The following is a 21553-nucleotide window of genomic DNA, read 5'->3' as shown; positions in this document are numbered from 1 at the left end:
GCATTCGGACTAGTCGGGCTCAACTGTTACCCCTAAGCATCCTGGTGGCCGTCAAGATCGCTCGTTTGCCAACTCCCGATGAGCCGCAGCGGGACCGGCTGAATCTGCGGAGGCAACTCAACTGCTTGGCTCCGGCGTAGCACTGGCTCTCGACGAGGCCAGTGCCTCGGCGATGGCGGTGAACTCGCGCAACGCCGCCTCCAAGTCCTCCACGATCTCCTGGGCGATCACCTCCGGCGGCAGCAGCGCGTCGGCGTCTTCCAGCGAGGCATCCTTGAGCCAGGTGATGTCTAGGTTCACCTTGTCGCGGGCGAGCAGTTCGTCGTACCCGAAGGGCCGGAACCGTTCGGTCTCGACCCGCTCGGAGCGGTCCTTGCCCGGCAGATAGCACTCGACGAAATCCTGGAGGTGCTCCCGGCGCAGCGGGTTCTGCTTCAGCGTGAAGTGCTGGTTGGTACGGAAGTCGTAGACCCAGAGTTTGGTCGTCCACGGCTCCTCGCGGGCGCGCTTGCGCTCGAAGAAGAGCACGTTGGCCTTGACCCCACCGGCGTAGAAGATCCCGGTGGGGAGCCTGAGCAGGGTGTGCAGGTCGTATTGCTTGAGCAGCCGGCGCCGGATCGTCTCGCCCGCGCCGCCCTCGAAGAGGACGTTGTCCGGCAGCACGACGGCGGCCCGGCCGTCGATTTCCAGCAGCGAGGCGATGTGCTGGACGAAGTTGAGCTGCTTGTTGGCGGTTGTGGCCCAGAAGTCGTTGCGTTCGATCTCCCGCTCCTCGCGGGTCGCCCGGCCGTCCTCGCCGACCATCCGGATCGAGGAGCTGCGCCCGAAGGGCGGGTTGGCGAGCACCAGACTGGCCCGCCGGGCCGGCTCCCGGCTCAACGCATCCTGCACCTCGATCAGCGACGGCCCGTTGGGGGTGCCGATGCCGTGCAGCAGCATGTTCATCGCGGCCAGCCGGGCGGTGCCGTCAACCAGCTCGGTGCCGCTGATCGCGCCGTTGGCAAGCCGGCGCCGCTGGTCGGGTGTCAGCACGGCGCCGTGGTGGCGCATGATGTGCTCGTATGCCGCGAGCAGGAAGCCGCCGGTGCCGCAGGCCGGGTCGGTGATCGTGTCATCCGGGGTCGGCAACATGCAGTCGACCATCGCGGCGGTCAGGGCGCGCGGCGTGAAGTATTGCCCGGCGCCGGACTTGGTGTCCTCGGCGCCCTTGGCGAGCAGCTCCTCGTAGGCGTCGCCCTTGACGTCGACTCCCGCCTGCGACCACTTCTCCTTGTCGATCAGGTCGACGATCAGCCGCTTGAGCTTCGCCGGATCCTGGATCTTGTTCTGCGCCTTCCGGAAGGTGGTGCCGAGGGTGCCGGGCTCGTGCGCCAGCCCGGTCAGGATCTTCCGGTACTGCACCTCCAGGTCGTCGCCGTCGGCGTCCAGCAGCGTCTGCCAGCTCAGCTCGTCGGGGACGATCTGCTCTGGCTTGATCTCACGCTTGGCCCGCTCGTCGGCCATCTTCAGAAACAGCAGGAAGGTCAACTGCTCGACGTAGTCGATTGTGGACACGCCGTCGTCCCGCAGCACGTCGCAGTAGTTCCACAGCTTCTGCACCAGCCGACGCGAATCAACGTTGGTCACAGCGGCAACTCTCCCTGCTGGTAGTCGCGGCCGATCACCCTGGTCGGCGGCGCCGGCTTGTCTTTCTGGGTACGGCGTCCGCGCGCCTCCCGCTGCTTCGGCGGTACGGCCGCCCGCTCGACCTTGATCCGCGCCAACAACTCGGACGCGGGTTCATCGTTCGGGTCCTGTGGCACCAGCCGACCGGCGAACGCTGTCGCCAGCAGTGCAGTGCGTAGCCCGACACCCTTGCGACGGGCGGACTCGATAGCCTTTTCCATCCCGTCCAACAACGACAGGTATTTCTCTGCCAATTCGACCAAGGACGCCTGCTCAACTAACGGCGGAACGGGGACAGGGAACTCTTTCATCTTGCGCAGACTAATCGAGGCGAGATTGACACTTTGAAGCCCGTTGACCTCAAACCATCGTCGCCCGAATCCATTCGCATGCCACGCTAGCAACTTGGGATGGAGGACACCATCGGAGATCCGGGCACGGAATACATGGTTCTGATGGATGCAACCGGGCACCTGATCCTCCCAAATCCAGCCCCGACCAAGCTTGTCCCGATCGCCCCCCTCATTGAGAAGCACGTCCCCATAGCGAAGCCGCAATTTCTCCGCCTTCTGCGGTGCGACCCGGATATGCGCCACTTCGGCAAGGTCCAGATAAGCCCGTTGCACATTCGCAACCCGGAGGTACGGAACCTCGACGAAGCTCGGATCAGATTGTCGCTTACTGTCCTTCGTAATTCCACCCACAACATCAGCAATTTCCCGCAGTCGCATCCATTTCCACGCTTCAGGAAGAGGTGGCAGCTCACCGTCATCAACGCCGGCCGAAGCAGGACGGAACGACGTGACACGATCGGAACGCAGGTTGAGTTGACCGGTACTTGCAGCCAGCATAACTTGATCACGAAAACGGTTGACACGGACGGCAAGCGCAGATAGCTGCGCAACTCCCGAATCAAGAACCGATAAATGATTTCCAAGAATGTCTATTATGCGGCGCTGCTCAGCCAGCGGCGGAAGTGGCACTAGGAGGCTCTCCAGATAGGCCCGCGGCACGCGCCGAAGGCCGACCGCCCCCGTCATGTGCCGCTCAGCATCCTTCCGCACAGACGGCTGCAATAGAAACGACGCCAAGTATTCCGGGTCGACGGCTCCCGAGGAGCGTAGGGCGTAAAGCTCAGTACTGCCTAGCGCCCTGCCGCCGATTAATCCTCGCGCGACAGCAACCTTCCCGTTCTCCATGCAGGGTGTGACCTTGGCAAACAGCACGTCGCCCTCTTGGAACGGCGTCAAAGAACGCTGTTTGATGTCACCGAAGACCGCGCCTTTGGTGGCATCAATGCGGCCAGTCTCCGCCTCGACCGACGCCATTGGTACAACCGAAACGACTTCGGCGTCATCCGGGGTCGTGTCGAACCGCCTGGGGTTGATTGTTACAAGTTCACCAAGTGGCACGGTTGCCCAGCCGTTCGGAAGTCCGTTCACGCGGAAAGCTCCTGGTTGAGTTCGGTAATCAGAGGGGCGGCTCGGGTACCGAAGGCGTTCACGTACCCGTCCACGCCGCCGCGCTCGGTGAACGGAGCGCCGTCCAGGTCCTCGGGGGTGAGTTCCACGCTGACCGCTATCACGTCCTTGATCCTCTCCAGCCACCACACCTGGTCGGCTGTGAACGTAGCTCCACCCTGTTGCTGCTGGTGCAGCCACCCTCGGAAGCGCTCCTCGACCAGCGACCGGTACGGCTTCAACTCCCGATCAATCCCCAATTCATACCTGACAAGCGAGATCAGGTCGGTGATGCTCCGGTTGCCGGGCTCAGCCGCCGTACGCCCCAACAGCACGTACGCCTGCCAGAGCTTGTCCGGGGTCCACGCCTGCGGGGGTCGGGCGATCCGGGCCGCCAACTCCTTGAGCTGGTCGAAGCCGACCCGTCCCTTCCCCTCGTAGAAGAGCTGCAACGCGGTGATCTCGTCCTTGTGGTGCTCCAGGTAGTCGTGCCAGCTCCGCACGGTGACCTGTGCCCGCTCCTCCAGCGGTACGCCACGGGCCTCCAACAGGGTGTCGACGTTGCCCTCGTCGATGACGATGTCGTGTGCCCGCCGGATCTCCATGATCCGCTCCCGCAGCTCCGGCTTGGCGGCGAGAGGCCGCAACGCGGTCGCCATCAGCCCGCGTACCGCCTCCGGGCCGGCCTGACGGGCGGCGTTCAACTGCTCCGGCGCCACCGCGTCGACCAGGCCGCGCACGATCTCGGTCATCGGCTGGCCCGCCAACTCGTCCAGCTCGCGCTTCTCGTCCTCGCTGAGCTGCTGGTTGAGCCGCGACAGCCGGGACGCGAGCGTAGCCACCTCGTCCGGAGTGGCACTGAGCCGTCCGGCCTTGCCGAGCAGTTGGCTCAGCGACACCTGCCGCTCCGAGTGGCGCTCCAGCGGTACGGCCTCGTCCAACTCGGCATCCGTCACTCCGACCGCGTCGACGATGACGAACCGATCTTTCACCTCGGCGTCCTCGGTGACCGCCTGGAACTCGGCCGGGTCGATCGTCCGGGCACCCCGCCCCTTCATCTGCTCGAAGTACGTGGCGCTGCGCACCGGGCGGAGGAAGAAGACGCACTCCAGCGGCCGTACGTCCGTACCGGTGGCGATCATGTCGACGGTGACCGCGATCCGCAGCTCGGGACTGTTCCGGAACGCCTGGATCAGGTCGTCCGGGTTGTTCCCCTCCCGCCGGGAGGCGTACGTGATCTTCTGCGCGAATTCGTTGCCCTTGGCGAAGACCTCCCGCACCATCTTGACGATCTCCTCGGCGTGGTTGTCGTCCCGCGCGAAGATCAGCGTCTTCGGCACCTTCGACCGCCCTGGGAAGATCTCGGTGAACAGCCGATCCCGGAAGGTTTCCAACACCAACCGGAGCTGTCCCCGGGAGATGACGGACCGCCCGACCTGGCCACCCTCGTACGCGAAATCGTCCTCCAGTTCCTGGTAGCGCTCGGCCCGGGTCCGCCGGTCCCGCAGCGGCACCACCGTGCCGGCGTCGATCCGCTCACCGGCCTCGGTGATGTGGGTCTTGATCCGGTACACGTCGAAGTTGACGTTGACGCCGTCGGCGACCGCCTGCTCGTAGGTGTATTCCGAGACGAGGTTCTGCTGGAAGAAGCCCAGCGTCTGCTTCACCGGGGTCGCGGTCAGCCCGACCATGAACGCGTCGAAGTATTCGAGTACCGCGCGCCACTTGCCGTAGATCGAGCGATGGCACTCGTCCACCACGATCAGGTCGAACGTCTCCGGCGGGATCTCCGGGTTGTAGCCCACCTCGGCCGGCTCGTCCAGGTCGTAGTCGTCGTACGCCTGGTCGTCCAGGTCGACATCGGGCAGTTCGCGCCCGCACAGCGCCCCGTAGAGGCGCTGGATGGTGGAGATGACGACCTTGGACGAGCCGAGCATTCCGGCCCCGGAGAGCCGGTCGACGTTGTACAGCTCGGTGAACTTCCGCCCGTCCCCCGGCGTCTGGTAGGCCGCGTACTCCCGAAGAGTCTGCTTGCCGAGGTTGTTGCGGTCGACCAGGAAGAGGATCCGGTTCGCCCGCGCGTGCTTGAACAGCCGGTAGCTGCCGGTCACGGCGGTGAAGGTCTTGCCCGCGCCGGTCGCCATCTGGATCAGCGAACGGAGCCGGTCCTCCGACAGCGACCGCTCCAGGCCCCGGATCGCGTCGACCTGCGCCGGCCGGAGGCCAGCGCCGTCGAGCGCCGGCATCCGCCGCAGCCGCGCCCGCAGCGTCGGCGTCGCCGGGTCGTCGTCGGCCTCCCGCATCCACCGCGCCACTGTCTCGGGCCGGTGAAAGGCAAAAACCTCCCGGGTACGCGGAGACGGGTCCAACCCGTTTACGAACGCCGTCTCGGTGCCGGTGGCCAGGTAGCCGAAGGGCAGCGGCGCATCCCGCCGCCACGCCCGCATCCGCTGTTCGGCGGTCAGCCCGCCACGGTAGCGGTCGAGCTGCGCCTCCGCGCCCCGAGGTGCGGTGCCCTCCCGCTTCGCCTCGATGACGCCGACGAGCTGCTGGTCGACGTACAACAGATAGTCGGCCCGGCCGGTCGCGAGGGTGACCTCGCGGACGGCCACGCCCTGCCCGGCGAAGAGGTTGAGCTGGTTCTCGTGCTGGACGACCCAACCGGCCGCCGTCAACTGGCGGTCGATCTCCTCCCGGGTCTGCAACTCGTTGAGCGGCTCCCGCGATGCCCGGCGGGCTCGGGAGATGAACTCCTCCCGCTTGGCCGCCGAAACCTTGACCGGCTTGGCGTTGTCGAACTCGCGCTGCGCGTGCTCGGCCTGCGCCTCCAGTGTGGCCACCAGGTCGACGGTCGTCTCGCGGCGCGCGTCCGCCTCCCGCACCGCCTGATCCGCCGCCGCGACCGCGTCCGCCCTGGCAACAGCCAGCGACGGCTTGCCGACCAGCAACAGCTTCGTCTGTGCCAACTCCTCCTTGTAGCGCCGAAGCTCGGCGTGCAGCCCGTCCACCACCGTCTGCGGGACCTGCTGCGGCGGCGGGCTCGGCGGTACGAACCCGATCGGCGTACGGTCCCCGGTCAGCGCACGGTGGAACCACACGCCGAGTTCGAAGCTGGTACGCAGCAGCACGAGAGCGTCGCGGACCTCTCCCAGGTGATCGTGTACCGCCTTGTTGCCGACCTTTCGCAGCCGGTCGAAGGCAGCCGAGATGTGCGGCACCAGTGCGCCACTGGCGTTGAGCGCCTGCACCTGGTGGTAGAAACTGCTGCTCACCGGCTGCGCACCAGTCCGGCGTACCAGTTCCCGAGCCATCACTTCGCCGAAGGCACGGGTCTTGAACATCGCAGACTGAGCGTCCACATAGATCAGTGACTCGGCGCCGGCGCCGTACCAGAGCAGCAGTGGGTGCGGCTGCAAGAAGCCGAAGTTGGCAGACTGCTCCGCCAGTTTGCGTATGTACCGAGGATCCATGAGTCCCACTCGCTCCGTAGCCGTCGGCGAACAGGTCAGGATAGTGGGCATCGATCCCGGCTGAAGACCCACGAACGACCCACAACTAAGAGCCGCGAGGCCACTCACCCCTTACGAGGCTCATGAATATCGCCTGCTCAAGACCGTTGTTGATCAAATGAGTACGTGGCGCTTCGACGCACCCGTCAAGCCGCTCTCGCACTGTCGAAAAGCCGACACCGATCAGTCACGCAAGCAGTGGCTTCGGCTGACGGAGCCACCGTCAGGGCTTCCGCAGCCAGGTCTTCGGATCGGTCACGAAGACACCCTTGCCCTGGTGCCGATCTATAACTCCAAGTGCCTCAAGTCGCACATTCACCAGATTGATCGTCGACGAGCTGGTGTTGTAGAGCTTGCACTGCTCGGCGATGGAGGGCAGCCTGTCTCCAGGCTTGTACCTCCCCGACCGAACGTCGGCAATGATCTCGTCGGAGATCCGGATGTAATCCGGGGTCGCTGGCATGGCACTCCTCGCGTGGCCCTCCAATCTGATCACGCCCGAGGCGCCACCTGCAACAGCTCATTGACTTCTTCCAGTTCTTCCAATAAGTTGCTGCCCGGGTACTCCTCGCGTGGCAGCTAGGAGCGCTCACCCCCAGGTCGGGGCGGGTTACGACAGGAAAGGAACCACCCGTCCCGGCCCCCTCGCAGGCGGCCCTGTGGCCGTACCGCCGCTGGTCGAGGCTGCGGTCCGCAGGGCGGGTGGTCCGGCGCGCGACTCCCGATCGGCGAGCCGGGCCACCCATCCCAACCTCGGAAAGGTGCTCCGCATGCGTAGACTGTTCCGATCCCTCTTCCCGGCGGCGGCCCCACCGCCGCCGACCGCCCCGGCCGGGCCACCGAACGCCGGCAGCCACTATGCCCGGGTCGCGTACCCACCGTTGACCGCCGGTCAGATCCGCTTCCAGCGGTTTTCCGGTGTGGGTCGCGGGCTCGATCCGGAGGAGGTGCGGGCCTTCCTCTACCGGGTCGCGGACGAGTTCGCCGAGGTCCGGGCCGAGCTTGCCCGGACCCGCACCGAGAACAGCCGGATCAAGAACGCCCTGCGGGACTGGCAGGCCCGTTACCGGCGGGCGAACCGGGTGTGAGCCGGGAGACCACCGCCGCCGCCGACGGGCCGGCGACCACCAGACCTCGCCAGCGGTACGTCGTCCATCTCACCGTCACCAGCGCGGACCTGCCGGCGGCGGAGCTGCTGGCCCGTACCCTCGCCCGGTCGCTGCGTTTCCTGCCCGACCTGGTCCTCGGCGAGACGACCGTTGCCCCGGCCTGCGATCCGACGCTGCGGCACCCGGTCTTCTGCGACCGGCCGCTCGACGGCGGCGGCGGTGCCCGCTGCGGGCCGGCCACATCGACGACTGCCAGCGGATCGACCCCGACGATTGTTGAACGTGTCCCCGGCGGGGACCGTCACCTGCGGGGGACGCACCACCGGCCGCGCTGGCTCAGTCGCCGGAGCGGCGGGGGCGCAGGCCGTTGAGGGCGGTCGCGACGACCCGGTCGGCGTAGTCGGGGGTGAGGGGTCCGCTGCGTTGCAGCCAGCGGTTGAGCAGCGGTCCCCAGATCAGCTCCACGGCCACGTCGAGGTCGAGGTCCTCGGCGAGTTGTCCGGCCTGCTGGGCACTGCGCAGCCGCTGCCGCTTGGCTTCCTTCAACGGCCCGTCCAGCCGTTCGGCATAGGCGGCGGCCAGCTCGGGGTCGTGTGCGATCTCGGTGGCCAGGGCGCGCATCGGTTGCTCGTAGCGCGGATCGTTCAGCTCGTCGACCGTGGCGCGCAGCACCGCTGTCAGGTCGGCCTCCAGGTCGCCGGTGTCCGGCAGGGTGGGCGGCTCGCCCTCGTTGCCCTCACTGAGTACGAGGAAGGCGTCGAAGAGGACCGCACCCTTGGACGGCCACCAGCGGTAGATGGTCTGTTTGCCGACGCCGGCACGGGCGGCGATCCCCTCGATGCTGAGTTTGGCATAGCCGACCTCCTGCATCAGCTCGAACGCGGCGGTGAGGATGGCGCGCCGGGACGCCTCTCTGCGGCGGGCCGTGTTGGGCGTCATGGGATCACCATACCAACAACGAGACGAACCGTCTCGTCTTGACGAGCACCGCCAGGTGGCCTACCTTCGTCAGCAGAACGAGACGGACCGTCTCGTCTCGAAGGCGAACCGAATGGAGTACCGTTCATGCGCACCTCACCCACTGCCGCACCGCGTACCTGGTTCATCACCGGCGCCAGCCGAGGTCTCGGCCGCGCCTTCACCGTCGCCGCCCTCGACCGCGGTGACCGGGTGGTCGCGGCGGCCCGCAGCATCGCCCGGGACAACTTCGCCCAGCGGCACGGTGACCGCCTGCTGGCGCTGCCGCTCGACGTGACCGACCGGGCGGCGGTCATCGCCGCCGTCGCCACCGCGGTCGAGCACTTCGGCCAGCTCGACATCGTCGTCAACAACGCCGGCACCATGTCGATGGGCATGCTCGAAGAGTTCACCGAGGCCGAGGCCCGGGCCCAGTTCGAGGTCAACCTCTTCGGCGCACTCTGGGTCAGCCAGGCCGTACTGCCGCACCTGCGTGCCCGACGAGCCGGCCACATCGTGCAGATCTCCAGCATCGCCGCGCTCGGCGGCTTCCCGAGCACCGGGATGTACAGCGCGAGCAAGTTCGCGCTGGAAGGCATGAGCGAGGCCCTGGCGATGGAGGCGGCGGCCTTCGACGTCAAGGTCAGCATCGTGCAGCCGGGCGGGTACTGGACCGACCTGTACACCAGCATGACCGCCACCACCCCGATGGCGGAGTACGCGCCGCTCCGCGCCGAACTGGAGCGGCAGTGGGCGGAGGGCTCGATCGACAGCGACCCCAGGCTGGCCGCCGAGGCGCTGCTGAAGCTGGTCGACAGCGACGACCCGCCGCTGCGGCTGCTGCTCGGCAGCATGGTCTACGACCTGGCGTTCGACATCTCCCGCCGGAGAATGCAGACCTGGGCCGGCTGGGAGCGGGTCAGCCGGGCCGCCGAGCAGGCCGTCGCCGCGACCGAAGTTCCGCAATGACGGCTACGGCCGGAGCGGCTGGCTGGGCGGCTTCGCCCGACCGTGGACGCGACGAACCTCCCGGCGAGGATCGCCGGGAGGCGTCGTGGACGCTACGGAGCGGAGCTACTTCGTGGTGGCCAGAGCGGGAGCCTCGCTGTGCAGGTCCTTCAGGACCGAGTCCGGCACCGGCTTGTCGAGCATCTCGCAGACGGACGCGTCGGTCGCGGCCATCGCCACCCGGTAGTAGTGGTCCCAGCGGGGGTTCGACTCGGCGTCGAAGGGCTCCGCGGTGGCGACGCTGACCACGGTACGCCGGCCGTCGGCCGTCGACAGCGCGACGCTGTGGTGCCCGAGGGTGTCACCGCCGTGGCCCCAGACGGTGCCGCACGTCGTGTCGAGCCGGATCAGCCCGAGACCGTAGCCACCCTGCATACCGAAGCCTGCCGGCAGCTCGACCGTCGTCGTCATCTGCTTGAGCTGCGCCTTGGAGAAGAGCTTGCCCTGGAGTACGGCGGAGAAGAACCGGGCGAGGTCGTCGGTGTTCGAGATGACGGCCCCGGCCGCACCGCCCCAGCCGCCGATCGGCCAGCCGGTCGTGTCCACGTAGACCGGCTCCGGGCCGGCGAGCTTGACCCCGTAACCGTGGGCGTAGCCGGGCCCGGTCCGCACCGCCCGGGGGTTGGCGTAGTAGGTGTGCCGCAGGCCGAGCGGTCCGGCGATGCGCTGCTGCACCAGCACGGGCAGGCTCTTGCCGGTCAGCTTCTCCAGGATCATCCCGAGCAGCGTGTAGTTGGTGTTGGAGTAGGACCAGTCCTTGCCCGGCGGGAAGTTCGGCTCGTGCTTGAACGCCACGGCGAGCAGTTCCCGGTCGGTCCACACCCGCTGCGGGTCGCTCTCCAGTCCGGCCATGAAGTCACGGTCAGCGGTGTAGCTGTACAGCCCGCTGCTGTGGTTGAGCAGCATCCGTACGGTGATGTTCCCGCCGTTCGGAACGACGCCCGGCAGATACCGCGACACCGGTGCGTCGAGCTTGAGCTGTCCCCGGTCCACCAGTTGCAGGATGAGTACCGCGGTGAAGGTCTTGGTGTTGCTGCCGGCCTCGAACTGATCGCGTGCGGCCATGGGTCGCTTGGTGGCGATGTCCGCGAGCCCGGCGGCCGTACGGCTGACCCGGTGGTCCTTGCCGATCCGGGACGCGAATCCGGGCGGGCCGACCCCGATCATCCGGCGGGCGACGTCCTCCATCACGTCGTTCTTGCCGGGCTTGCCGAGGTCGGGCTTGCCGAAGTCGGGCTTGGCGAAGCCGGGCTTGCCGATGGTCGCCGCCGCCGGGCGCTCGTCGGCCGCCACCGCAACGGCGGTGCCGGCACCGGTCGCGGTCAGCGCGGCGGCGGCGGTCACCACGACCGCCGTCATTCTGACCAGTCGGGATTTCCTGCCGGTGCTGTTCTGCGTCGTCGTCATGCCTCGATCCTGTCGAGCTTCCCCGGCAGAATCATTGCCGCTGACTAATCAACCCGCGTCCAGGCTGGGATACCGGCAGGGTGGTGCCAGCCCTACCCCCGTCGCGCGAAACGTCGTGACGCGCCAGCTCAAGCCTCAGCGCGGCCCGGGCAACCGCACCGGAGTTCGGGCCGAAGCTCGTCGGCGCGGTCGTGTCGGATGGCGTGCGCCCGATCGTTCACCTGTTGCAGTTGGGCGGCGGTCAGGCTACGGACGCTCCAGATCAACGCCGCAGCCTCGGCCGCGTCCGGGTGGACAGACCGGCCGACTCCGGTCGGTTCGACGCCGATCAGGTCGATGCCGGTGAGGGCGCCGAGGTCGTCTGCCGAGATGTCGAGGAACGCGGCGAACCCGGCGAGCAGTTCGGGTGTAAGCGCCTTCCTGGCACGCCCGATCAGGCCGATCGTCGACGCCGACAGCATCGGGCCGCCGCCCAGCCCGAACAGGAACTTGGCGGAAGCGGTCCAGGTGAGGTTGCGGTTGTGCAGCAGGCGCAGCACCAGCCCACCGGCGGTGTTCGGGTACTGCTGGTACGCGGGCAGCGCTGGCGGCTCCGGTGGACGGGCTACCACCGGCCGGGGTTCCCGGGGCAGGGAGCGGACGAACCGGTGCAGTTCCGGTACGGCGCGTGGCAGGTACATCAGTGACCATGCCAGCCAGCCGATGCCGCCGCCGGCCGTCGCGTCCCGTGGGGCGAGGTCGTCGGGTACCTGTCGATTGGCGATGACGAAGAGGTCGCTTCGATGCAGGCCGAGGAGAGGTCCGAGCCGACGCAGCAGCGACGGGTCGGGCTCGGCACCGTCGAGCACCGACGCGATCTCGGATTGGGCGACGTCCACCCGTCCGGCCAACGAGCCCAGGTCGATGCCACGCGGCTCGGCCAGCCGCATCAACTGCACCCCGAACGCCGGCAGCTCCCGCATCGTCCCGACCATACAACCGCCACTCCCAACCGGACGGCGGGCAGCGATCCGGGTCGTTATCCTCGCCGTAGCGTACGTGTCCACCACGGGGGTTACCGAGCATGCGCCTTGCATTCCTGCGCGCCACGACAGCGACTCTGCTGCTGGTCAGTTCGGTCGTGCTGCCCGCCAGCCAGGCCGGGGCAGCCACCGCCGGCCCGTACGTCGACATCAGTCCGCCGGCCGTCGTCGGTGCCGGGCTCGATCCGACCGACCTCCCGGTGCAGGTTGTCAACACCGGAGGTACCGCCCACTTCTCGATGCGGCTGCGGCTGACCGTCACACCGGTGGCCGGCAGTGCGGTACGACCGCTCGCCTCCACGCTGGTCCTGACCTACCAGTTCGGTAGCCAGTACCGTCAGCTGAGCTACGAGACCCGTGGCGACAGTCTCGTCGCCACCACCCCGGAGCTGTCCGGAGTGGAGGCTGATGGCGCTGCCACGGTTCGCCTCCAGGTGTCCACCCGGCCGACCAGCTCCGCCCCGCACGTCGACGACGTGACGGTGCAGGTGACGACCGAGGCGCTGGACGACTTCGGCACGACGTTCGCGACCGATCCCGAGCCGGACCGGACGACGATGGTGGAACCCCGGGCCGAGCTGTCCGGTTGGCCGGACCGACTTCCCGTCGGCACCCCGGCCGTCGTCACGGTGACGCTCACCAACACCACGCCGCTGCCGTACGCGCTGCTGAGGCCGGGCCTCGCGCTGTACCGCTCCGGCAACGAGCAGGTCACCGTCGAGCGGCTCGACGGTGCGCGGTGGACCCAGGTGTCCGGGCCGAGCAGCGGCTACTACTGGTGGTACGCCGACGGCTATCCGAGCCTCCAGCCCGGGCAAACGTACACGGCGACCTTGCGGGTCACGTTCACCGACGACTCGGCCGCCGGTGAGCAGGGCTTTGTCTACCACCTCGGGTACACGTACTTCGGCACGCCGATCACGGTGGCGGGCCAGCCGTACACGATCGCGGCACGCGACTGATGCGACGACCCGTCGCACGACATTGAGCGGCGAAGTCAGAGCACCCCCTTCGCCGCTGGGCCGATCGCCTGCCGCTGAGCCTCGAATATGGGCGGACACGGGGTGCGCGCGGCGTGCAGGATCGCGCGGGTCGCTGTCAGGGCGTAGGGCGAGCTTTCCGCGGTCTCGTCGGTCCCGCCAGTCGGCATCGACCACTCGGGTGCCCGGCACCGACCACTCCTGCGCCCGGCACCGACCACTCCTGCGCCCGGCACCGACCACTCCTGCGCCCGGCAGATACCGACAGTGCGGGGCGGGGCGGGGCGGGGCGGGCGCACAAGCGGGGCAGCTCGACAGTGTGCGTAGGAAGGTATGGCCTCCGCAGCCACCTCTGCGGATCGGTCACGCAGGCACCCTTGCCGCACGACAGTCGACGACTCCGAGCGCCTCAGGACGCACCTTCACCAGATTGGTCGTGGCGACGGTTCTGACCGGTGCCGGTCGAGCCCGGCGCGGTGCGGGCCGGCGGCTCCGCCAGCCGCTCCAGCCGGGTCCAACCGGTCCAGCCACGCTCACGCATCAGCTCCAGCAGCCGCCGCGCCCTGGGGTCCGCCTCGACGGCGAGTGCGTGCAGCAGGTCGAACGGCAGGCTGTCGCCCATCACCTCGCCGAGATCGGCCTGACCGGAGGCGTACGCCTGCTCGAACAGACCGGCCATGATGTCGGCGACCTCCTCAAGACGCGACTCGACGCCCGCCTCGGACGGGTCGCCGTCGACGATCTCAGACAGGACCCGGTAGAGCTGGACCTGTCGAGGGTCGTCGAGCTGCGCGAACTTTCCGGGCATGAACTCGCGGATCTGATCGGGCCAGCGGGCCCCGACCAGGATCCACCCGTCCCGCTCACCCTGCACGATCCGCTCCGACACCCCCATCTCCCGCAGCCGATCGAGATAGGCGCTCACCTCCGGCGGGAGTACCAGATCGTCCCCGACGGCAAGCTGCGCGATCTGCTTGCGGCTGGTCTCCAGCCGGACGATCTCGTCGCGCAGGTGGTCGTCGATCTCCTGGACCGCCTCGGCGAAGGTCGACGCGTCGGCGTCGAGCATCTGACCGATCTGGGACAGCGGCACTCCGGCGTTGGCGAGGGTACGGATCTTGATGAGCGAGACCACCGCCGTCGCGCCGTACCGGCGGTAGCCGGAGGCGTCCCGCTCCGGCTCGGGCAGCAGCCCGACCTGGTGATAGTGCCGCACCGTCCGCACCGTGACGCCCGCGTACGCCGCCAGTTGACCGATCGTCAGCATGCCCTGATCCTGCCCCCAACCGCCCCGACCCCGTCGACGCCGGGTCAGGAAATCCTGCGCCGGTAGGAGATGTTGGCGAAGAGGTAGGCGACCAGGAGGATGCCGACGCACCAGGCGAGAGCGGTCCAGACCTCGCTGCCGACCGGTTGCCGGGTGAGCAGGTCGCGGATCGTGTTGACGATGGAGGTCACCGGCTGGTGTTCGGCGAAGGCGCGCACCGGGCCGGGCATGGTGTCGGTGGGCACGAACGCCGAGCTGATGAAGGGCAGAAAGATCAACGGGTACGAGAACGCGCTCGCGCCGTCGATGGACTTCGCGGTGAGGCCGGGGATGACGGCGAGCCAGGTCAGTGCCAGGGTGAGCAGGACGAGGATTCCGGCGACCGCGAGCCAGGCCAGCACCCCGGCACCCGAGCGGAAGCCCATCAGGAGGGCGACGCCCACGACGATCACGAGCGAGATCAGGTTGGCCAGCAGCGAGGTCAGGACGTGCGCCCAGAGCACGCCCGAGCGGGCGATCGGCATGGACTGGAAGCGCTCGAAAATTCCGCCCTGCATGTCGGTGAAGAGCCGGAACGCCGTGTAGGAGATGCCGGACGCGATGGTGATGAGCAGGATGCCCGGCAGCATGTAGTTCACGTACGAGACCGAACCGGTGTCGATCGCGCCGCCGAAGACGTAGACGAAGAGCAGCATCATCGCGACCGGTGTGATCGCGGTCGTGATGATGGTGTCCAGGCTGCGGGTGACGTGGCGCATCGTCCGTCCGGTGAGGACGGCGGTGTCGGCGAGGAAGTGCGTGGCCATTGTCGTTCCTTACTTCCTGCTCGACCCGGTTTTGAGATCCTGGCTTCCCCTGCCCGCCTCGCCGGCATCGCCGACGACCGCGAAGAAGACGTCTTCGAGGGAGGGCTGCTTCTCGACGTACTCGACCTTGGCGGGGGGCAGTAGCTGTTTCAGCTCGGCCAGGGTGCCGTCGACGATGATCCGACCCTGGTGCAGGATCGCGATCCGGTCGGCGAGCTGTTCGGCCTCCTCCAGGTACTGGGTGGTGAGCAGCACCGTGGTGCCGCCGCTGGCGAGTTCCTTGACGGCCTGCCACACCTCGATCCGCGCCTCCGGGTCCAGCCCGGTCGTCGGCTCGTCCAGGAAGATGACCGGCGGATTCCCGATGAGGCTCATCGCGATGTCCAGCCGGCGGCGCATCCCACCGGAGTACGTCGCCACCCGCCGGCCGCCCGCCTCGGTCAGCGAGAAGCGCCGCAGCAGCTCATCCGCGATCGCGCCCGAGTTCTTCAGGTGCCGCAGCCTGGCGACCAGGACGAGGTTCTCCCGACCGGTGAGGATCTGGTCGACCGCCGTGAACTGGCCGGTCAGACTGATGGACTCGCGCACGTCGGCGGCCTGGGTCGCGACATCGAACCCGTTGACCCGGGCGGTGCCCGCGTCGGCCCGAAGCAGCGTGGAGAGGATTCTCACCAGGGTCGTCTTGCCGGCCCCGTTCGAGCCGAGCAGGGCGAAGATGCTGCCCTGGGCCACGTCGAGATCCACGCCGCGCAGCACCCGCAGCTCCTTGTACGACTTCTCCAGGCCCTGCACGTGGATCGCGGGCCCCTGGGGCCGATTGGTTGTTGCCGGTAATTCCATGACAGGCAGCATGGCGGGTTGACGTAGCGTCAGGGTCAAGTCCTTTCGCCACCGGATCACCGAGCTGGTCGGGCAGATCACTGAGCTAGTCGGGCAGATCACTGAGCTGGTCCGGCAGGCCCCGCCAGGAGAGCCGGGGTTCGGCGCCCAACGTCGACTGGTAGTCGACCGCCGTCGTCTCCCGGCCCCACTGCGGCATCCCGACCGGCAGGTCCTGCGGGTCGAGGACCACCTCGACCACGGTCGGCCGATCCGGTACCCCGCCCAGCTCGGCCAGTACCCGGGCCAACTCGCCCTCGGTGCTGACCAGGTGCGAGTCGACTGCGACCCGCCGGGTGAAGACGGCCGGCAGGTCGGCGTACCGCCAGTTGTCGATGTCGTTGTAGGGCTGGTGCCGCCCGTCGACGGCCCGTTCCACGGTGTAGCCGGCGTTGTTCAGCACCAGGATGACCGGTCGCTGACCGGTGGCGATCATCCGGCTGATCTCCTGCGCGGTCAGTTGCAGCGAACCGTCGCCGGTGATCAGCACCACCCGCCGCTGCGGTGCCGCCGTCGCCGCGCCGAACGCGGCCGGTACGGCGTACCCGATCGCTCCCCACAGCGGTGCCTGTACGCAGACCGCGCCCCTCGGCAGCCGGATCGAGGCGACCCCGAACGACGGGGTGCCGGTCTCCGGTACCACGATGTCGCCCTCGGCGAGCATCGCCGAGAGCGCCGGCCAGAGCCGGGCCTGGGTGATCGGGGCGTTGCTGGCCGGGTCGAGCCGGGCCGCCGGTGGCCGGCCCGGATCGGGCGCGGTCGCCCAGTCGACCGCGCGGACCGGTCCGAGGGTGTGCAGCCGGGCCAGCGCGGCGGCCGGGGCGACCGGTTCGAAGAGTCGCCCGCCCACCGAACTCGCCCGCCGGCCGATCGAGATGATCCTGTCCGGGTCGAGGTCGGCGGTGAAGAGCCCGTCCCAGTCGAAGAACTTGGTACCGACGCAGACCAGCACGTCGGCCTCCTCGACGATCCGCCGCACCGGTTCGGCGCTGTCCCCGCCGTTGTAGACGCCGACGTAGTTCGGGCCGGTCTCGTCGAGCAGCCCCCGGCCGAGTCCCTGGGTCGCGGCCGGCCAGTGCCGGTCGGCGAGCAGCGCGGCGATCTCGGCACCGAGGCCGTACCGGAGGGCCAGGTTGCCGACCAGCAGCGCCGGGCAGGTGGCGCCGTTGAGCAGTCGCTGCGCGGCGGCGTCGAACGCGTCGAGCTGCTCGCGGGCGACCTCCGGGGCCGGCCGGTCGAACCGCCGGGGCGGCTTCGGGACCGGCTGCCGGGCGACGTCGCCGGGCAGCCGGAGGTAGACCGGACGTTGCTGGGTCCAGCACTCCCGCAGCACCCGGTCGATCTCGACGGTGGCGTTGCCGGCGGTCAGGGTGGCCTGGGCGACCGTCACCTCCCGGGCGACCCGCACCCACCGGTCGAAGTCACCGTCGCCGAGGGAGTGGTGCATGGCGGCCCGACGGTCCATGATCTCCGTCGTCGGGCCGCCGACGATCGAGACGATCGGCACCGACTCGGCCATCGCGCCGGCCAGGCCGTTGACCACCGACAGCTCGCCGGGGCCGAAGGTGGTGACGATGGCGGAGATTCCGGCGAGCCGGGCGTACCCGTCGGCGGCGTACGCGGCGTTGACCTCGTTGCAGCTGCCGATCCACTCGATGTCCGGAAACGCCTCGACCTGGTCGAGGAACTCCATGTTGTAGTCGCCGGGCAGCCCGAAGATGTGCCGTACGCCGAGGTCGTGCAGCCGACAGAGCAGGTACTCGCCCACGGTGGTGGTCTCGGCCGAGTTCTGCGGCATGACGTCCTCCATCGACCGTTTCAGCCCGTTTTCCGCCACCCGTGCGGGTTCCCGTTCCCGCCCGTCGCACACGTCCGGCACACCGAAGGGTCCCGCCGATCGGAGCAGATCGGCGGGACCCTTCCAGGCTGTGGAACGGGAATCAGGCGACCGTGACGGCCACCTCGTTGACACCCCGGCCGGCGGTGACCGAGAGGTCGCCGTTGCCGTGCCGGGAGAGCGCCCGCAGCGTCCAGGTGCCCGGTGCGGCGAAGAACCGGAACTGCCCGGCCGGCGAGGTGACCACCTCGGCGGTGAACTCACCGGTGGAGTCGAGCAGCCGGACGTACGCCCCGGGGACCGCCTCGCCGCTCTCGGCGCTGACGATCCCGGTGATGACGGTTTCCTTCTCCAGGTCCAGGCCCGCCGGCAGCGGAGCCGCCTGGTCGGGTGCCGCGCAACCGGCGGCGATCGGAGCGGTCATGGTGCTCACGCCTCCCCCGGCTCGTCGCCGAGCGCCACCGGCACGCCGACCAGCGAGCCGTACTCGGTCCAGGATCCGTCGTAGTTCTTCACGTTCTGGTGCCCGAGCAGCTCCTTGAGCACGAACCAGGTGTGCGAGGAACGCTCGCCGATCCGGCAGTAGGCGATGGTGTCCTTGCTGCCGTCGAGCCCCGCCTCGCCGTAGATCCGGCGCAGCTCGTCGTCGGACTTGAAGGTGCCGTCCTCGTTGGCCGCCTTCGACCACGGCACGCTGAGCGCGGTCGGGATGTGCCCACCCCGCTGCGCCTGCTCCTGCGGCAGGTGCGCCGGGGCGAGCAGCCGGCCGGCGTACTCGTCGGGGGAGCGGACGTCGACCAGGTTCTTGACGCCGATCGCGGCGACCGTCTCGTCGCGGAAGGCCCGGATCGACAGGTCCGGCTCCTGCGCGGTGTATTGCGTCGCCGGGCGGGAGACCGGGTCGGTGACGAGCGGGCGGGCGTCCAGCTCCCACTTCTTGCGGCCGCCGTCGAGCAGCTTCACGTCGCGGTGGCCGTAGAGCTTGAAGTACCAGTACGCGTAGGCGGCGAACCAGTTGTTGTTGCCGCCGTAGAGCACCACGGTGTCGTCGTTGGAGATGCCGCGCTCGGAGAGCAGCGCCTCGAACTGCTCCTTGTTGACGAAGTCCCGGCGTACCGGGTCCTGGAGGTCGGTCTTCCAGTCCAGCTTGATCGCACCGGCGATGTGCCCACCGTCGTACGCGGTGGTGTCCTCGTCGACCTCGACGAAGACCACGCCGGGAGCGTCGAGGTTCTTCTCGGCCCAGTCGGCCGAGACGAGTGCGGTGTCGCGACTCATCAGATCACTCCTTGGTGAGGATTGTGTGTGAGCCTGCGCGTGGAGGTCGACCGATGTTGTTGTCGCATGTCACGCGCGGGACCCATTGATAGGACGGATCACGGGTACGTGCGACGGCGCCGCTGCCGGGCGTGAGGGAAGGACTCAGAGGGTACGCAGAACAGCCCCGCCGTCAGATGACGGGGCGACACAGGCAGGTGGCCACGCGGCACAGGTCGACCGCGCGCCGTTTGGTGAGGAGCGTCCCCATGACCACGGAGCCTATCAGCGCTACCGACCCGTCACCCAGGACCAACCACGATCCGGGATCGACACCGGGCCGGGTCCGACCACTCTGATCAGCTGACCTCGCTCAGCGCGACATCGCGGGCGCTGGCGGTGACGGCCAGTCCGTTCGGCAGCGGCCGTACCTCGTGCAGTTGCAGCGCGAACGGCAGCGGCGGCAGCGGCACCCGGACCGAGAGCTGCCGGGCGAAGTTGCTGACGAAGGTCTTGATCAATGGGTTGTTCGGCAGGTCGGCCGAGGTGAGCTGGTCGAAGCCGATCACGATCTCGTCGCCCTCGACGGTCAGGTTCGCGATGCCCTGCACCGTCAGCTCCTGGTTGATGATCGGCACCTGGACCGGTGCGGTCACGCCGAGCTTGCCGTCCTGCTCCCGCAGTTGCACTCCCGGCCGGTCGATCAGCGCCACCACGCTGTCGTAGGTCACCGTGCCGGTGCCCCGGACCGTCTTGGCGGTGACCTCGCCCTGGCCGGAGCGGAGCGTGTCGAGGGAGGCGGTCACGTCCCGCGCGTCGACGGTCACCTCCGGCACCTTCACCGTCGCGTTGCTGCCCTCCACCGGACCCTGTACGTCCCGGAGCAGCACCTTGACGGAGTCGTACCGGCCGTTCAGCACCTGGGTGAGGAACGGGAAGCCGCCGACCGTCACCTCGGGCGCCGAGGACTGCACGTTCTTCCGGGATATCTCCTTGTCGATCTGGTCCGCGACGACCCGCTCGGCGACTCCGGCGGCGACCCGGTCGGCCACCACCAGCAGCGCGGCCAGCACCAGGAGCAGGATCACCAGGATGACGAGCGCCCGACGCCCCCTGCGCCGACGGGGCCGTTCGTCGTACGTCCCGCCGTCTGCCGGATAGCTGCCCGCCACGCCGTCCCCCTGATCCGGTGCCGTCGCACCCGCCTACCACCGTCGTCGGGACCACTATCTACCCGACCGGACACATCTCCAACCGTCGAGGTACACCGCCGTACCGGGTGTCGGGAGGCGCCTTCTCCCCCGCCCGGTTCGGCCCTCTTCAGAGGAAGAAGACGCTCATCGCGTACGCGGCCGGTGCGGCCAGCGCGAAGCCGCCGAGCGGACCCTGCATGTGCCGGGCGACCCACATCGTCGGCGGTTCCCCGGCCATCAACCGGCCCGCCTCGGCGTAGCCGACCCCGAGGTCGGCCAGCACCGCCGCGGCGGCGGCGACCAGTCCGACCAGGGCACCACTGGTCGGGGTGAACGCGACCAGGTAGCTGCCGAGGATGCCGGCGGCGAGGGTGCCGAGCATCGCCCCGATCACCACACCGGCGGCACCGCGCGGCACCTGCGGGGCCAGGCGCGGCCAGGGCAGCACCGCGTCGGTCACCCGGGCGACGGCCAGCGCCACCGCCGCGGCGGTCAGGCAGACGAGGATCGCCTGGGTACCCTTCGGGATCCGGCTGAGCACGATCAGCGTGCCGAAGGCGACCACGCCGACCACGATGAAGAGGGTGGCGCCGAGCGACTCGGTCACCCGGGCCCGGTCGGCCCGGCGGACGAGCTGCCCGAGCACCCCGACGAGGAAGCCGCCCGCAGCCACGTACCCGAGGGGGGCGAGCGCGGCGATCTGCGGCAGCACGGCGGCCGCGTCGGCGGCGGCCGCGACCACCACCGCGACGCCGCCGACCAGCAGCAGGGCGGGCGGGCGCATCGCCATGGTCCAGGCGAGGACGAAGAGCAGCTGCACCCCGAAGACGACCACGGCGAACGGCAGCCGGGCGCCCGGACCGGCCGTCTGGGCCCCGAAGATCAGGCCGACGCCGAGCAGCCCGGCGAAGCCGGCGATCGCCACCGACAGCAGCCGGCGGATCGGTACCGGCGGCAGCTCCTCCTCGGCGTCGAGGTCCTCGGGGTCCGCCTCGCCGCCCGGCGGTCGGGGGGCGTCGGCCGGGCGCGGGCCGTCGAAGGGGGTGCGGGGGTCCGGGCCGGCGGGGCGGCCGCGCGGGTCCGGGGCGCGGTGCGGGCCGGCCGGGCCGGGGCGGTTCTCCGGCCAGGAGTCGCGGCCGGTCTCCGGTGGCGTCGAGGGGTACACGCCCCGATCGTGCCAGACCGACCGCCCGACGC

General features: G+C 69.0%; 20 protein-coding genes. 4 read left to right on the top strand and 16 right to left on the bottom strand.

The window, feature by feature from the left end; translation table 11 throughout:
• Window positions 1-117: 117 nt before the first annotated feature.
• The 4 genes from C6W10_RS08380 to C6W10_RS08365 all read right to left on the bottom strand — a co-directional run bounded on the left by C6W10_RS08380 (window position 118) and on the right by C6W10_RS08365 (window position 7097).
• A complete protein-coding gene (locus C6W10_RS08380; protein ID WP_107257567.1) occupies window positions 118-1626 on the bottom strand; it encodes a class I SAM-dependent DNA methyltransferase in 1509 nt (502 codons plus the stop codon).
• Window positions 1623-3107, bottom strand: coding sequence for a restriction endonuclease subunit S (locus C6W10_RS08375; protein ID WP_107257566.1), 1485 nt, complete (start codon window positions 3105-3107; stop codon window positions 1623-1625). The genes C6W10_RS08380 and C6W10_RS08375 overlap by 4 nt, the downstream gene beginning before the upstream one ends.
• Window positions 3104-6595 carry a DEAD/DEAH box helicase family protein gene (locus tag C6W10_RS08370; protein WP_107257565.1) on the bottom strand — a complete coding sequence of 1164 codons (3492 nt, stop codon included), beginning with the start codon at window positions 6593-6595 and terminating at the stop codon, window positions 3104-3106. The genes C6W10_RS08375 and C6W10_RS08370 overlap by 4 nt, the downstream gene beginning before the upstream one ends.
• A 262-nt stretch (window positions 6596-6857) precedes the next feature.
• Window positions 6858-7097: a winged helix-turn-helix domain-containing protein gene (locus C6W10_RS08365; protein WP_107263767.1), complete on the bottom strand. Its 240-nt coding sequence runs from the start codon at window positions 7095-7097 to the stop codon at window positions 6858-6860.
• 307 nt (window positions 7098-7404) lie between these two features.
• On the opposite strand from C6W10_RS08365, the gene C6W10_RS08360 reads away from it, so the two are divergent.
• Entirely contained in the window at window positions 7405-7722 is a 318-nt protein-coding gene (locus C6W10_RS08360; RefSeq protein WP_107263766.1) for a DivIVA domain-containing protein, read from the top strand.
• Window positions 7719-8114: a hypothetical protein gene (locus C6W10_RS37910; protein WP_199853894.1), complete on the top strand. Its 396-nt coding sequence runs from the start codon at window positions 7719-7721 to the stop codon at window positions 8112-8114. Before C6W10_RS08360 ends, C6W10_RS37910 begins: the two co-directional genes overlap by 4 nt.
• On the opposite strand, the gene C6W10_RS08350 is transcribed toward C6W10_RS37910, so the two are convergent.
• A complete protein-coding gene (locus C6W10_RS08350) occupies window positions 8080-8682 on the bottom strand; it encodes a TetR/AcrR family transcriptional regulator (RefSeq protein ID WP_107257564.1) in 603 nt (200 codons plus the stop codon). The genes C6W10_RS37910 and C6W10_RS08350 overlap by 35 nt on opposite strands.
• Before the next feature lie 126 nt (window positions 8683-8808).
• On the opposite strand from C6W10_RS08350, the gene C6W10_RS08345 reads away from it, so the two are divergent.
• Window positions 8809-9669 (top strand): SDR family oxidoreductase, encoded by an 861-nt coding sequence (locus C6W10_RS08345; RefSeq protein WP_107257563.1) that lies wholly within the window; start codon window positions 8809-8811, stop codon window positions 9667-9669.
• A 105-nt stretch (window positions 9670-9774) separates the two neighbouring features.
• Here the strand turns inward: C6W10_RS08345 and C6W10_RS08340 are convergent, their stop codons facing one another.
• Together C6W10_RS08340 and C6W10_RS08335 are read right to left on the bottom strand one after the other, a co-directional pair.
• Entirely contained in the window at window positions 9775-11115 is a 1341-nt protein-coding gene (locus C6W10_RS08340) for a serine hydrolase (RefSeq protein ID WP_159104516.1), read from the bottom strand.
• A 128-nt stretch (window positions 11116-11243) separates the two neighbouring features.
• Window positions 11244-12077 (bottom strand): XRE family transcriptional regulator, encoded by an 834-nt coding sequence (locus tag C6W10_RS08335; RefSeq protein WP_199853893.1) that lies wholly within the window; start codon window positions 12075-12077, stop codon window positions 11244-11246.
• A gap of 101 nt (window positions 12078-12178) precedes the next feature.
• Between C6W10_RS08335 and C6W10_RS08330 the strand changes: the two genes are divergently transcribed.
• Window positions 12179-13099 carry a hypothetical protein gene (locus C6W10_RS08330; protein WP_159104515.1) on the top strand — a complete coding sequence of 307 codons (921 nt, stop codon included), beginning with the start codon at window positions 12179-12181 and terminating at the stop codon, window positions 13097-13099.
• 427 nt (window positions 13100-13526) lie between these two features.
• Here the strand turns inward: C6W10_RS08330 and C6W10_RS08325 are convergent, their stop codons facing one another.
• From C6W10_RS08325 to C6W10_RS08290, 9 genes are all read right to left on the bottom strand, one after another.
• A complete protein-coding gene (locus tag C6W10_RS08325) occupies window positions 13527-14384 on the bottom strand; it encodes a MerR family transcriptional regulator (RefSeq protein WP_107257560.1) in 858 nt (285 codons plus the stop codon).
• Between the two features lie 44 nt (window positions 14385-14428).
• Window positions 14429-15190 (bottom strand): ABC transporter permease, encoded by a 762-nt coding sequence (locus C6W10_RS08320; RefSeq protein WP_107257559.1) that lies wholly within the window; start codon window positions 15188-15190, stop codon window positions 14429-14431.
• 9 nt (window positions 15191-15199) lie between these two features.
• On the bottom strand, window positions 15200-16030 hold the full coding sequence (locus C6W10_RS08315; protein ID WP_234361664.1) for an ABC transporter ATP-binding protein: 831 nt from the start codon (window positions 16028-16030) through the stop codon (window positions 15200-15202).
• A gap of 85 nt (window positions 16031-16115) precedes the next feature.
• Window positions 16116-17867 (bottom strand): alpha-keto acid decarboxylase family protein, encoded by a 1752-nt coding sequence (locus C6W10_RS08310; protein ID WP_107263765.1) that lies wholly within the window; start codon window positions 17865-17867, stop codon window positions 16116-16118.
• A gap of 142 nt (window positions 17868-18009) precedes the next feature.
• On the bottom strand, window positions 18010-18330 hold the full coding sequence (locus tag C6W10_RS08305; RefSeq protein ID WP_107263764.1) for a DUF1416 domain-containing protein: 321 nt from the start codon (window positions 18328-18330) through the stop codon (window positions 18010-18012).
• Between the two features lie 5 nt (window positions 18331-18335).
• A complete protein-coding gene (locus C6W10_RS08300) occupies window positions 18336-19184 on the bottom strand; it encodes a sulfurtransferase (protein ID WP_107257557.1) in 849 nt (282 codons plus the stop codon).
• A 172-nt stretch (window positions 19185-19356) separates the two neighbouring features.
• Complete coding sequence (locus tag C6W10_RS39655) at window positions 19357-19434, bottom strand: Ms5788A family Cys-rich leader peptide (protein WP_311202345.1); 78 nt, start codon at window positions 19432-19434, stop codon at window positions 19357-19359.
• Window positions 19435-19522: 88 nt separating this feature from the next.
• Window positions 19523-20335, bottom strand: coding sequence for a DUF2993 domain-containing protein (locus tag C6W10_RS08295; RefSeq protein WP_107257556.1), 813 nt, complete (start codon window positions 20333-20335; stop codon window positions 19523-19525).
• A gap of 148 nt (window positions 20336-20483) precedes the next feature.
• Complete coding sequence (locus tag C6W10_RS08290; protein ID WP_107257555.1) at window positions 20484-21521, bottom strand: hypothetical protein; 1038 nt, start codon at window positions 21519-21521, stop codon at window positions 20484-20486.
• Window positions 21522-21553 lie beyond the last annotated feature (32 nt).

The organism is Plantactinospora sp. BB1 (assembly GCF_003030385.1).
Classification (GTDB): Bacteria; Actinomycetota; Actinomycetes; order Mycobacteriales; family Micromonosporaceae; genus Plantactinospora.
The sequence above is the reverse complement of the archived record's forward strand: the minus strand, read 5'-3'. Positions and strand labels throughout refer to the sequence as shown.

What these genes read in the sequence shown, in the direction of transcription:
- C6W10_RS08370 (WP_107257565.1), bottom strand. Translation starts at nt 6,595, where the DNA reads ATGGATCCTCGGTACATACGCAAACTGGCGGAGCAGTCTGCCAACTTC.
- C6W10_RS08365 (WP_107263767.1), bottom strand. Translation starts at nt 7,097, where the DNA reads ATGCCAGCGACCCCGGATTACATCCGGATCTCCGACGAGATCATTGCC.
- C6W10_RS08360 (WP_107263766.1), top strand. Translation starts at nt 7,405, where the DNA reads ATGCGTAGACTGTTCCGATCCCTCTTCCCGGCGGCGGCCCCACCGCCG.
- C6W10_RS08350 (WP_107257564.1), bottom strand. Translation starts at nt 8,682, where the DNA reads ATGACGCCCAACACGGCCCGCCGCAGAGAGGCGTCCCGGCGCGCCATC.
- C6W10_RS08345 (WP_107257563.1), top strand. Translation starts at nt 8,809, where the DNA reads ATGCGCACCTCACCCACTGCCGCACCGCGTACCTGGTTCATCACCGGC.
- C6W10_RS08340 (WP_159104516.1), bottom strand. Translation starts at nt 11,115, where the DNA reads ATGACGACGACGCAGAACAGCACCGGCAGGAAATCCCGACTGGTCAGA.
- C6W10_RS08335 (WP_199853893.1), bottom strand. Translation starts at nt 12,077, where the DNA reads ATGCGGGAGCTGCCGGCGTTCGGGGTGCAGTTGATGCGGCTGGCCGAG.
- C6W10_RS08330 (WP_159104515.1), top strand. Translation starts at nt 12,179, where the DNA reads ATGCGCCTTGCATTCCTGCGCGCCACGACAGCGACTCTGCTGCTGGTC.
- C6W10_RS08325 (WP_107257560.1), bottom strand. Translation starts at nt 14,384, where the DNA reads ATGCTGACGATCGGTCAACTGGCGGCGTACGCGGGCGTCACGGTGCGG.
- C6W10_RS08320 (WP_107257559.1), bottom strand. Translation starts at nt 15,190, where the DNA reads ATGGCCACGCACTTCCTCGCCGACACCGCCGTCCTCACCGGACGGACG.
- C6W10_RS08315 (WP_234361664.1), bottom strand. Translation starts at nt 16,030, where the DNA reads ATGGAATTACCGGCAACAACCAATCGGCCCCAGGGGCCCGCGATCCAC.
- C6W10_RS08310 (WP_107263765.1), bottom strand. Translation starts at nt 17,867, where the DNA reads ATGCCGCAGAACTCGGCCGAGACCACCACCGTGGGCGAGTACCTGCTC.
- C6W10_RS08305 (WP_107263764.1), bottom strand. Translation starts at nt 18,330, where the DNA reads ATGACCGCTCCGATCGCCGCCGGTTGCGCGGCACCCGACCAGGCGGCT.
- C6W10_RS08300 (WP_107257557.1), bottom strand. Translation starts at nt 19,184, where the DNA reads ATGAGTCGCGACACCGCACTCGTCTCGGCCGACTGGGCCGAGAAGAAC.
- C6W10_RS39655 (WP_311202345.1), bottom strand. Translation starts at nt 19,434, where the DNA reads ATGGGGACGCTCCTCACCAAACGGCGCGCGGTCGACCTGTGCCGCGTG.